The organism is Corynebacterium sp., from assembly GCF_030152825.1.
Lineage (GTDB): Bacteria > Actinomycetota > Actinomycetes > Mycobacteriales > Mycobacteriaceae > Corynebacterium.
Genome location: NZ_JASLIP010000008.1, coordinates 24,535 through 36,909, shown reverse-complemented (window position 1 = coordinate 36,909; position 12,375 = coordinate 24,535). Strand labels below are relative to the sequence as shown.

The 12,375-nt window shown below is 66.6% G+C and carries 6 protein-coding genes; all 6 read right to left on the bottom strand.

Going from position 1 to position 12,375, the window contains the following annotated elements; translation table 11 throughout:
* Positions 1–89: 89 nt before the first annotated feature.
* Positions 90–1,430 (bottom strand): ammonium transporter, encoded by a 1,341-nt coding sequence (locus Q1V78_RS01600; RefSeq protein WP_300610903.1) that lies wholly within the window; start codon positions 1,428–1,430, stop codon positions 90–92.
* Between the two features lie 217 nt (positions 1,431–1,647).
* Positions 1,648–3,330 (bottom strand): signal recognition particle-docking protein FtsY, encoded by a 1,683-nt coding sequence (ftsY, locus tag Q1V78_RS01595; protein ID WP_300610901.1) that lies wholly within the window; start codon positions 3,328–3,330, stop codon positions 1,648–1,650.
* Between the two features lie 5 nt (positions 3,331–3,335).
* A complete protein-coding gene (locus tag Q1V78_RS01590; RefSeq protein ID WP_300610899.1) occupies positions 3,336–6,890 on the bottom strand; it encodes a hypothetical protein in 3,555 nt (1,184 codons plus the stop codon).
* A gap of 79 nt (positions 6,891–6,969) precedes the next feature.
* Complete coding sequence (smc, locus tag Q1V78_RS01585) at positions 6,970–10,458, bottom strand: chromosome segregation protein SMC (protein ID WP_300610896.1); 3,489 nt, start codon at positions 10,456–10,458, stop codon at positions 6,970–6,972.
* A gap of 54 nt (positions 10,459–10,512) precedes the next feature.
* Positions 10,513–10,809 (bottom strand): acylphosphatase, encoded by a 297-nt coding sequence (locus Q1V78_RS01580; protein WP_300610894.1) that lies wholly within the window; start codon positions 10,807–10,809, stop codon positions 10,513–10,515.
* A 40-nt stretch (positions 10,810–10,849) separates the two neighbouring features.
* Complete coding sequence (locus Q1V78_RS01575) at positions 10,850–12,355, bottom strand: sodium:alanine symporter family protein (RefSeq protein ID WP_300610892.1); 1,506 nt, start codon at positions 12,353–12,355, stop codon at positions 10,850–10,852.
* Between the last annotated feature and the right edge of the window lie 20 nt (positions 12,356–12,375).

The window sequence follows — 12,375 nt, the reverse complement described above, 5'->3', positions numbered from 1 at the left end:
GAACAACGTTAAGTAGTTATCCCTGCCACCTTAGCGCGGCGGGGGCGTTGTCCGGGAACGGCCGGGCGTGTGAGAGCCAGTTGTGGGAACTATTCCCGCGGAGCAGCCTCCGCATCGACGACGGTGTGGTAGGCGCGCTCACGGTGGTGCGTGACGTCGATGCCCGTGGTCTCCTCCTCGGCGCTGATGCGCCAGCCGAGGGTCCGCTTGAGGATCAGCGCGATCACCGCGGTGACCACGGCACCAAAGGCAGCGGCGATGATGGCGATGAGCACCTGAACAGCGAGCAGCTTGGCGCCATCCGCGCCGCCACCGGTGAGCAGGCCGCGGTCGGTGGCGAACAGTCCCGGGGCGATGGTGCCCCATAGCCCTGCGACCAGGTGCAGACCAACGACGTCCAGGGAGTCGTCGAAGCCGAGGCGGTACTTCAGCGAGATGCTGTAGGAAGCCAGCACGCCGCCGACGAGACCGGCGAGCATCGAGGTCAGTGGGGACATATCCCCCGCCCCCGGGGTGATGACGACCAGACCGGCGACCACGCCGGAGGCCGTGCCCAGGGAGGTGACGTAGCCGGTGCGGATCCGCTCGCTGACCATCCATCCCAGCATCGCGGCACAAACCGCAACACAGGTATTCAGGCAGGCCAGGGCGGCACTGCCGTCGGCAGCCATGGCGGAGCCGCCGTTAAAGCCGAACCAGCCGAACCAGAGCAGCGCTGCGCCGAGCATCACCAGTGGCAGGTTGTGCGGAGTATCGGGCTCCTTCATGAAGCTCTGGGACTTGCCGATGATGAGCGCTAGCACGAGACCGGCCACACCGGCGTTGATGTGAATGACCGTGCCTCCCGCGAAGTCGATGGGGACAATGTTCGCGACAGTCTCGGCGCCTTCCTGGTGGGTTCCGAAGAGCCACGCGGACAGGCTGTTGGCACCCTCGCCGAGGAGTCCGCCACCCCAGACCATGTGGGCCATCGGCGCATACACCAGGACGACCCATACTGCGGTGAAGATCAGCCAGGTGTGGATCTTCACCCGGTTGGCCAGCGAGCCGGAGATGATCGCGGTGGCGATCATGGCAAAGGTCATCTGAAACAGGACGTTGACGGCGTTCGGCATGCCGTGGGCGTCGATGAGAGGATTCCCGGAGGCGTCGAGGATGCTGTGGGCGAGACCGAAGAACTCGGTCGGGTTAGCGAAGATTCCGGCGATGGAGTGGGTGCCGTAGGCCATGGACCAGCCGCAGATCACGAACATCACGCCTGCGACGGCCATTGCCCCGAAGGACATCATCATCATGTTGATCGCGGACTTCTGGCGGGACATGCCGCCGTAGAACATCGCGAGTGCCGGGGTCATCAGCAGCACGAGGGCCGCACTGATGAGCATCCAGGCTATATTGCCTGGTGAGGTGGCCATTTCTTGAGAAGCCATGGTTGGGAATCCTTAACAGTCGATACGATCAGGCGTCCATTTCTTTCAATCGACAAACCAGTTGGAAAGTGTTCTTGTAATCAGTTGAGCGTGATTACGAAAAATAAATTTATCATTATCGCGGAGCTCTAGAACAGGAAAAATTAACGAAAAAGCGGCAGAACCCGTTGCTAGGTTCCGCCGCTCGAGCCAGAAAATCCTGGCTGAAAAGCTCTTTTTAGCCCAGGAGCGCGTCCACGAAGCTCTCCACCTCAAAGGGCGCGAGGTCGTCCGCTCCCTCGCCGAGGCCGACCAGCTTGACCGGCACGCCGAGCTCCTCCTGGACCTGGAAGACGATGCCGCCCTTGGCCGTGCCGTCCAGCTTGGTCAGTACCACGCCGGTGATGTCCACGACATCGCGGAATACGCGGGCCTGCATCAGCCCGTTCTGCCCCACCGTGGCATCCAACACGAGCAGCACCTCGTCCACGCGGGCGCGCTTCTCCACGACGCGCTTGACCTTGCCGAGCTGATCCATCAGGCCCACGGAGGTGTGCAGTCGACCTGCGGTATCCACGAGGACGACGTCCGCCTGCTCGTCCATGCCCTGGCTCACCGAGTCGAAGGCCACGGACGCCGGATCCGCGCCCTCCTTGCCGCGGACGGTGCGGGCGCCCACCCGGTTGCCCCAGGTCTCCAGCTGGTCGGCAGCGGCCGCGCGGAAGGTATCGGCAGCGCCCAGCACTACGTGCTTGCCCATGCCGACGAGCACGCGGGAGAGCTTGCCGGTGGTGGTGGTCTTGCCTGTACCGTTCACGCCGACAACCATGATCACGCCCGGCTTACCCTCATAAGGCATCGCCTTGATGGAGCGGTCCAGCTCCGGCTTGCCGGCCTCGATGAGCACCTCGCGCAGCATCGCGCGCGCCTGCTCCTCGCTCTCCACACCTTGGGAGGCGATGCGCTCGCGCAGGGAGTCCACGACCTTCATCGTGGTGTCGGCACCGAGGTCCGCCATGAGCAGCGTGTCCTCGATTTCCTCCCAGGCATCCTCATCCAGATCGCCTGCGCTGAGAATGCCGAGCACGCCGCGACCGATGACGTTCTGGGACTTCGCCATGCGGCCACGCAGCTTGCCCAGGCGCCCCTCAACTGGCGCGATCTCCTGGGTGCGGGCGGCCTCCTGCTTCTCTGCCGGGGTGGCGGCGTCCTCAACCGCGTCTACGGGCTCGTCCTCAGCCGTTGCCGCAGCGGCGGTCCCGTCGTCTTGTCCGGTCTCCTTCTCCGCGGCAGGCGCTCCCGGGGTCGCGGCCGGCGCAGCCGGGACATCAGCCGACGCGGTGGTCTCCTGTTTCGGGGCAGGCTCGGCCGTGACCGGCTTCTCGCTTCCAGCTTGCTCCCCCTGCGGCTCGTCGGCTGCCTTCTCCGCGGCCGGCTTCTCCTGCTCGGTGGCAGGGGCTGCCGGGGCAGCGGGCGCTGCTGGTGGAACCGGCTTCTTTTCCTCGGATGCGACGGATGCCGGCTCTTCCGCCTCGACCTTTTCCGCTTCGCCCTTCTCAGCCGCAGGCTGCTCTGGCTCAGCCTTCGCCGGTGGCGGCTTCTCAGAAGACTCCGCAGGAGCCTCCCCTCGCGGCTGAGCCTTCTTCTCCTTCTCGAAGGGAGCCGGGACGCTCACCCCGCCGATATCCATCGTCGGGCGGCCTGCATCCTCCGAGGTCGGCGCGGGGGATTCCCCGCCAGAGGTGAAGTTAAACCCACCCTTGGCCTGGTAGTCGCCCGAAGACGGTTTCTTCTCGATCTCCGGACTCTTCTCGAAGGAGATCTGCTTGGACTTTTTGCGGCGCAGGCCCGCCACGATGACGATCGCCACGATGGCGGCCAGCACCACCAGGCCAATGAGTACCCAGATGAAAACGTTCATAATCCCTAGTCTTTCAGATTTGGCCCGAACACACCGAGAACCATCGCATCGGCGAGGACCACATCGCCGGTCACGAGGTCGGGAACCAGCTGGGCCATCTTCGCCCAGCCCTCATAGGCCTGCGGCAGCTTGCCCAGGGTCGGCAGGTGGCCGTGCGCGTACATGCGCGTGGCCAGCGCGAAGACCATGGAGATCACCGGCGCCAGTGCCCAGCGGTTCTGCGGATCATCGGTATCCACCCCGTCGAGGCGTTCGAAACGCACCCGCGCGGACAGGTACAGCTGACGGTTCGCGGACTTGATCCGGCGCAGCACCGCCACCGCCGTCGTCATCAACGTCGGGTCCCCGAGAAGCTCGGAGAGCGCCACACGGTGGGTGAAGGTATCGAACACGGCGATGAGTCGGCTGTTCTCATCCGAAATCGCACCCGGGACCAGACCGGCGTCGCCGAAGAACATGGCGAGCACCGCCTTCTGCTGATCTTCGTTCATGTGCGCGATCTGGACGGTGGTGGCGTCGATGCAGGAGTTCTCCAGGGAGCGGTCGTGCCCCATCTCCAGGGTCTTGACGGCCCCCTCACCGGCGGTGGCTGCCAGCTGCTTCTTCAGCGCCTTGATACTCGGCAGCTGCTCGGCGTCATCCTCATCCAGTCGAGCGATCGCGCCCAGGATATCCAGGGCATGGATCCACGGGGTGCCGATCTCGTCCCGCTTCTGCTCCGCGGGGCTCATCAGCTCCTCCTGGGTGACGTCGAAGGAGGAATGCACCAGGCCGGAGGCGATGAACTGCGCCGGCCGATCCGCGGTGGCGACCAGCGAGCGTCCCATCGCGTGCACCGACGCGCGCGCATCGTGGGTCAGCGCCTCGCGCACCCGCTGAGAGAGCGCAGGCGGCACCTGGGCGCGCTTCTGCAGCCAACCGGCCTGCACGTCCCACAGGGTCGGCAGGATTTCTGGGTCGGACGGGGCCTGCTCGGCCTCCCCGACGAGGAAGGCGGACAGGTGCGACCACGGGGTGTCCTCCCCTCGCCCGAAGTAGCCTTCGGCCTCGACGGTCTGCGCGCGCTCGCCCGGGCCGGAGGGCGGACGGAGGAAGGAGAAACGATCCGGCGCGAACAGCTGAACGGCGAGCGGTCCGGCGTCCTGCAGCTCGGCGGGAAGCTCGACAGGCTCACCCGTCGCGCCGATGGTGACGGTGCGGGCGGGCTGCCACGGTGCCGTGACGGGCCAGACCCACGCGCTCCAGCAGCCGAGGTCGGGGGCGTCGGCATCCGCGCCCGTGTCGAAGACGAGCGAACCGTCGGCGTAGGACACATTCCAGGTCGGTGCCGGGATGATGTTCGCCAGTCGGACGGAGACGCGGCGGCGGGCCACCGAGTCGATGAACTCCAGCTCGAAGCTGCCCTGCGACATCACGGCGAGGGAGGACGCTGCGGCGGAAAGCTCCGCAGACCAGGTGATGTTGTCCTCGGTCTCCAGCTTCAGCGTGCGCACCGGGGCGCCGTGGCGGTCGCGGATGACGAGGCTAGGGCGTTCGAGCGGCTGGTCCAGGGGGCTGCCGGGGCGGACGCGGAACTTGGTGTCCTGGTCCAGCCAGGAGGAGCTGGTGCGCACGGCTTCCGTGCGCCACATCGGCTCCTCGCCACGCAGCGTGAGCTGGTAGCGCAGCCGTGGTGGGTGCACGACGACCGGCAGCGCGTCGCCGGCATCGGTTTCCACAACCGTGGTGACGTACTTCTGATCAGGCCCGACGGTGGCCTTCACCCGGCGGGAGAAGGGCTTATCACCGGCGAGCAGCTTCACCGTGGTTGGGCTGAGGCCTCCGGCCTGCGGCAGCCGGGTTAGTGCGGAGGGGCCATCGATCTCGACCTCCGTGCTGAGCCCCTCAACCAGGGCGTACTCGTGCCGGAAGGACTCGTTGCGTGGCCCGCGCAAGCGCACCAGGTACTCGCCCGCCCATGGGCTGTCATAAGCCTCCGGGTCGAAGACCTCGAAGGACCCGCCCTCTGGCGGAACCTCCAGGGGTTCCTCATCGGCGACCGTGTCGCCGTACTCGCCCGGGCCTGCGTAGGCGCCGATCGTCAAGAACCAGGTCTCGACCGCTCCCGACTGGGTCGGCGGGAACTCCACGAGCAGGGACTCGGAGAGAATCGGGCGACCAGACTGGGTGCGCAGCCCCGGGACGTGCTGACCCGGCTCAACAAACCGCACACGCTGCCGCGGGTCGACGGCGCGCACGCTCCCGATCGACGGGCGGCGCTCCCCCGGGCGCTCGATATGCAACGAGAGAGCTTCGGAGAGATCCAGCAGGCGGATCGTCCAGCCTTCCCAGGCCTTGACCTCATGCTCCTCGAGTACCGGGATCTCCTGGTCGCTCACCGGGTCCACCGCGCGGGCGTCGGTGGGGCAGACCACCCACACCGTGGCGTGGTGCAGGGTGGCCATCTCCGTCAGGTCGCCGCCGCGCTCGGTGAAGATCAGGCTGGGATCATCCGTGCTGACCATGGAGACCTGCCACTGCTCTCGGGAGGCAACGTTGCGCACCCAAATCTCACGCAGGGGCCGGCGCACCGGAATGTCGAAAATCTCGCTGGTCTTCGCGCCCGGGCGGTCCGCCTTACTGGTGATGAATGCGGACGGGCTGCCGTCGAAGTCCAGTCGCCACCGCACCTCATCGGGGTTGGTGAAGTGGCTATCTGCCAGCTCCTGCTCCGGCAGGCGCAACAGCACCCTGCGGCGCAGCACATCGAGGCGCAGGCGCGGCCGATCCTCCGCGTGGGCCACGCCCACCGTGTAGCGGCGATCCACGGTGCCGATGGGGCGCTCCCGCAGCTCCGCCGCGATCTCCTCGGCGACCAGCGGGAAGACGGAGTTCTTCTGCAGTGCCCGGTGCCACTGCCCTTCCTCGGCCCCCTGGTGCACCACCCGGACGACCGGCTCGGTCAGCTTTTGGGCCAGTTCCGGGGAGGTCGCGCACAGCGGCCCTAGCTGCAGGCGCTGTGTGGCCAGCTCTGCGACGACCGCGGCCGCTTCCTCGCTGAGGTCCTCGGCAGCCTCTCCCGACTTGCGACGAGTGTCGATGAGCTCAATGAGCTCCGGCGTCCAGTCGCTGGCGATGCCCACGTGCCCGAAGAGCCGCCCCATCTCACCGTCCGGACCGCCGGCGAGGTCGTCCATCGGGTCCAGCCCAGCCGCCTGCAGAATCTCCGCGAAGTGGCCTTCGATGAGTGCCACCCGGTCCTCGGTGGCCTCCAGGCCGAGCCCGGCCCAGAATTCGGCGGCCACCTGGGGAACCTCGTTGAGCTTCGCGGCGCGCGAGATCAGCACCGCGGCGGTCAACGCCGGGCAGGTCTGCAGTAGCGCGGCATCGTCTGCCCCCGCGGTGATCTGGCGGCCTAGGAAGGTGCCATAGAAGCGGGTGAGCCGCTCGAGCTCATCACCATTGATGTCCAGCTCAACAAAAAGCTGCACGTCCTTGAGTTTCGTCGCGAGTTCCGCCTCGGCGCTGGAGGCCCAGGCAAGGAGCGTGTCATTCAGGTCTGTAATCGGGCTGGTAGTCACGTCCGCCAATCCTAGCCTTTGCCCCCGCGATGATTCCGCGCGCCCCAGCCCGCTCCCCCTGTGTGCGGGATGGCCTGGGCTAACCGGCTTCCAGTGGCTTCATGCGCTGCGAAATAACGCGCGTCACGCCGTCCCCGCGCATGGTCACGCCGTAGAGAACATTGGCCACATCCATCGTCGGTTTCTGGTGCGTGATCACGATCAGCTGGGAGTCCTTACGCAGCTCCTCGAACAGCGCGATCAGGCGGCGCAGGTTGACGTCGTCCAGTGCGGCCTCGACCTCGTCCATGACGTAGAAGGGGCTGGGGCGCGCACGGAAGATGGCGACGAGCAGGGCCAGCGCGGTCAGCGACTTCTCACCGCCGGAGAGCAGGCTAAGCCGCTTGACCTTCTTGCCCGGCGGGCGTGCCTCCACCTCGATGCCGGTGGTAAGCATGTCCTCCGGGTCAGTGAGCACCAGTCGGCCGGACCCACCCGGGAAGAGGGTCTCGAAGACCTTGGGGAACTGCTCCTCCACGTCGTGCCAAGCTTCCACGAAGAGGGTGAGGATGGTGTTATCCACATCCTTGATGACCCCGTTGAGGTCCTCACGGGCTCGCTGAACGTCGTCCAGCTGGCTGGCGAGGAAGGAATAGCGTTCCTCCAGCGCCTTGTACTCCTCCAGAGCCAAGGGGTTGACCTTGCCGAGGGAGTTCAGGTCCTTCTCCGCCTGCTTGAGCTCCTTACGGGCTGTGGCCTGGTCGAAATCCTCCGGGAGTTCAACAGCCAGCAGCTGCTCGGGAGTCATGGTGAGCTGCTCCATCGCGGATTCTGCGGCCTGCTCGAGCTTGAGCTGTGCCTGGTTGCGCTTCAGCTCCGCCTCATGGGCCCGCTGGGTAACCGCCCCGAGCTGGCTGTTGTACTTATTGACCTCAGCCTTTTGCTGGCGCATCCGTTCCTGCCATTGGCGGTGCGCCTGCTCGGTCAGGGTGCGGGACTCCTGTGCCCGGTGGAGCGCATCGGCGATGCGCTGGCCGACGCGTTCGGCCTGTTCCTGCACGATGAGCGCGGCCTGGCGCTTCGCTTCACGACGGGCCCTCGCGATCTCGTGCTGTTTGCGAGAGGCCTCCTCCTGGCGGGCCTGGCGCCGCAGGTTTTCCGCCTTGCCGCGAGTGGCGGCGGCGCGCTCCTCTGCCGTGCGCAGTTGCAGGCGCACATCCATCTCCATGGCCTTTGCCTGGGTGAGCTCTTGAGCCGTGCGGTCGCGCTGCGCAGTGGAGGGTTCCTCCTGCTCCGCGGGCTCCTGCACGCGCGAGAGACGATCCCGCACCTCGGCGAGTTCCTCATCAGCTTGCCGGGCCCGCTCCTCTGCCTGGTTGCGTTGGGTGGTGGCGCGCTCGAGGCTACGGCGGGCCGACTCCTCTGCGTTCTCCGCCGCCTTGAAGCGGTGCTGGGCCGCCTGGACGCGTGCCCGTTGTTCCTGGACGGAGGCCTTCGCGCTGCTGGCTGCGGCGCGGCACTCCGCAGTGGTTTCCAGCGCGGCGTCGAGGCTCGCCTTCAGGTCTGCGAGCTGTTCCTTCTTTTCGGCGACGTCCGCGGTGGCCTGGTCAATCTTCGCAGCAAGCTCCACCGCTGGGGTGGCTCCCCCGCGGCCGGCCGCGAACCAACCGGGGCCGAAGAGGCTGCCGACCTTGGTCACTGCCCGCAGCCTGGTGTCGGCGGTCACGACGCGGCGAGCTTCAGCGGCGTCTGCCACGGCGACGACGTCGACGAGCATCGCGTTTAGCGGGGCGGCTACCTCCGGGCTGGGCTCGATGACGTCCAGCAGCCACTGCCCCGCGGGCAGGGTCGCGTCCAAGCGCCAGCCGGCCTTGCCCTCGGCCTCGGCTCCGGATTCGATGACGAGGGCGCGGCCCTCGTCGCTGCCCTCGAGCGCACTGAGGACGGCATCGTCTGATGCAGTCACCACCCCGGTGGGCGCGATGGCGCCCAACACGGCGGCGACGGCGGCGGACCAGTCGCCGGTGACCGTGAGGTTCTCCGCCAGAGTGCTCACCGCATGCCCCTGCTCCTCGGCGGCGGTAGTCGCGCGGGCAGCACCGTCGGTGGGGCGCAGCCGCTCCTGCCAGCCGGTGATGGTGGCTTCCAAGCCAGCGATTTCTCGCTCCAGCGCGCGTTCCTGGTTGCGCAGCTCCTCCGCGCGCTGCTCGACGGTCTGCACCTCGCGGGCGAGCTGCTCTGCAGTGGCTTGCAGTTCCTCGCCCCCACCCTCGATATCCGCCAACGCGTCGGCGGCTTCCGCGAGTTCTTCGCTGAGGTTGTCCAGCTCCTCGGTGTGCTCGCTCACGGCCTCTTCGCTGCGCTCCACCTCGGCCTGAGCATTAGCCAACCGCTCGCTGGCTGCCTCCTGGCGGGAGAGCAGCCTTACCACGCCCTCACGCCGGTCCGCGATGGCCCGGACCTGGGCGAGGTGCTCGTTCTCCGCCTGCCGGGCGGCGTCCTGAGCCTCGGCGACGGTCTCCCGGATGCCCTCGAGCTTTTCTTGGGCGATCTCGACGGCCTCGTCGAGTTCCTCCTGCTCGGCATCGGCCCGCTCGGCGCGCTCCAGCAAGTGAGCAGGGTCGGGCCCCAGCCAGGCGGTCTCCTCGCTGGCTTGTGCGCGATCGGCCGCGATGCGCAGGGAGGCGGAGTTCTTTTCCGCGACCGCCGAGAGCCGGTACCAGAGGGTGCGGGCGCACTCCGCGTCTTCCAACGCGGTGCGCAGCTCTTCTTCCACCTCGGCGAGCTCGCCGGAGTGCTCTTCGAGCTGCTCGGTGAGGTATTCGCGCTCCTCGATGAGCCGTTCGGCCTCGGCATTGGCCTCGTGGAGGTTCTCCGACAAGGTGCGGACGTGGTGGGCGGCCAGCACCGTGCGACGGTCCCGGATGGTGGCCTGCACGGTGGACGCCCGCTGCGCGGCGTCGGCCTGCCGGGCCAGCGGCCCCAGCTGGCAGTGCAGCTCATCGGTGAGGTCCTGGAGGCGGTCCAGGTTGGCCTGCATGCCGACCAGCTTGCGCTGCGCCTTCTCCTTGCGACGCCGGTGCTTCAGCACGCCAGCGGCCTCCTCGATGAAGGCGCGGCGCTCCTCGGGCTTGGACTCCAGGATTTGGGAGAGCCTTCCCTGACCGACGATGACGTGCATTTCGCGGCCGATGCCCGAGTCGCTCAGCAGCTCTTGGATATCCATGAGCCGGGCTTTGGCGCCGTTGATCTCGTATTCGCTGGCCCCGTCGCGGAACATGCGGCGGGTGACCGCGACCTCGGAGTACTCGATCGGCAGCTTGCCGTCGGAGTTGTCGATGACGAGGGTAACCTCCGCGCGCCCCAGCGGTTTGCGGTCACCGGCACCGGCGAAGATGACGTCCTCCATCTTGCCGCCGCGCAGGGTCTTCGCCCCCTGCTCCCCCATCACCCATGCCAGGGCGTCGACGACATTGGACTTGCCCGAGCCATTGGGGCCGACGACGGCGCAGATCCCCGGCTCGAGTTTCAGGGTCGTTGAAGATGCAAAGGACTTGAATCCTTTGAGAGTCAACGACTTTAAGTGCATGCCGTTATCTTAACGGTGCGCGCGGACAAGCTCTAAGCGCAGGCTTCCCACGCACTAGCGGCGCTCGAAGCCCTCCGCGCCCTTGGGCTCGCCCCACAGCTCCACGACGGTGGTGACCTGACCCGGGCGTTGCGGGTTCGTCAACGCACCGGGCTGGAGCCGGTCGAGCAATTCTTCGGCCAAGTGTCGCGCCCCCTCCGCGACAACGAGCACCCGCCCATCTGGATAGTTCGTGGCCGAGCCGGTCAGCCCCAGCGCCTTGGCTTGGCCAGCGACCCACCAGCGAAAGCCCACGCCCTGAACGCGGCCGTGGCACCAGGCGGTGAGCCGGACCTGTGGTTGCTCAGTCACTTCCGTTTCTCCTTAGCTCGCCGTATTCCGGGCACAGTCTTTAGGTGAACTCGCGCAGGGAGCGGCGCTCGAGCCAGCCGCGGCGGGTCGCCGGGTCGGAGCCGTCCCAGACCTCCACGTTCTTCGCCTCCGGCAGCATATCCCGGTGGAAGACCGGGTCCAGACCCTTCTTGCGCTGCTCGTTGAAGTTCTTCAGCAGCTTGAAGGCGATGCCGCCTAGCGGGACGATCGCGATGATGTTGATGATCGCCATGGTTCCAGCCATCGTGTCGCCCAGAGCCCACACCAGCGGGAGGGAACCGAACGCACCGAAGAAGACGAAAGCGATAACGCCAAGGCGGAAGATCGTCATGACCGTCTTCGACTCGGAGAGGTACTCGATATTGGCCTGAGCCAAGTAGAAGTTGCCGATGACCGAGGAGAAGGCGAGGAAGAAGAGGATGATGGTGATGAAGTGCGCGCCCCACGGGCCAACCGTGTCAGCCAGCGCGGTCTGAGTCAAGGACACGCCCTGGATGTCCTCGCGTCCGTAGGTCACCGCAGGACCCAGCAGCACCACGAAAGCGGTGATGCTACACACAACTAGGGTGTCGAAATATACGCCGAGGGTCTGGACGAGGCCCTGCTTAACTGGATGGGAGACGGTCGCGGTTGCGGCGGCGTTCGGCGCGGAGCCCTGACCTGCCTCGTTGGAGAACAGGCCGCGGCGCAGGCCGATTCCGAAGGCGGCACCGACACCCGCGCCGGCGATCTGCTTCAGCCCCAGTGCATGACCGACGATGAGCCCAATCATGCCCGGCACCTCGCTGAGGTTCATGAGAACGACGATGATGCCAACGATGATGTAAGCCACGGCCATCAGCGGCACGATGATCTGAGTCACGCTGGCGATGCGGGTGACACCACCGAAGATGACGAGCGCGGTCAAGGAGGCGACGCCAACCGCGACGATGAGCTTCAGGGTCGTGGAATCGCTGTTGAGGGACCCACCCACCGCGTCGACGATGGAGTTCGTCTGGATCGCGTTGTAGACGAAGCCATAGGTGAAGGAGAGCGCCACGGCGAAGATGACGGCGAGCGGCTTCCAGCCGAGGCCGCGGGTCATGTAGAAGGCCGGACCACCGTGGTAGTGACCGTTGACGTCGCGGGACTTCCAGAGCTGAGCCAGCGTGGACTCAACGAAGGCGGTAGCGCCACCGACGATGGCGATCATCCACATCCAGAAGACCGCACCCGGCCCACCAATGGAGATCGCCAGCGCCACGCCGGTGATGTTGCCGGTTCCCACGCGGGAGGCGGCAGAGATCGTGAAGGCCTTGAACGCCGAGATGCCAACGCGCTCGCCATCCTCGATCTCGTTGCCCTGCTCGTCGCGGGCGACCGGTGGCTTCTCCGCGACCGCCTTCAGCATCGCGGGCAGCAGGCGAACCTGGACAAAGAGGGTCCGCAAGCCGAAGTAGATGCCCGCGGCGATCAACAGCCACGGGATGATGTTCCAGATGACACCGTTGATCGAGCCATCAACGAGCTCAGTAAGTTTTTCCATAGGGGCATTGTAGAATTCCA

Bases quoted from the DNA above. Each gene is read 5' to 3' on its own strand.
- Q1V78_RS01600 (WP_300610903.1), bottom strand. From the start codon at position 1,430: ATGGCTTCTCAAGAAATGGCCACCTCACCAGGCAATATAGCCTGGATG.
- ftsY (WP_300610901.1), bottom strand. From the start codon at position 3,330: ATGAACGTTTTCATCTGGGTACTCATTGGCCTGGTGGTGCTGGCCGCC.
- smc (WP_300610896.1), bottom strand. From the start codon at position 10,458: ATGCACTTAAAGTCGTTGACTCTCAAAGGATTCAAGTCCTTTGCATCT.
- Q1V78_RS01575 (WP_300610892.1), bottom strand. From the start codon at position 12,355: ATGGAAAAACTTACTGAGCTCGTTGATGGCTCGATCAACGGTGTCATC.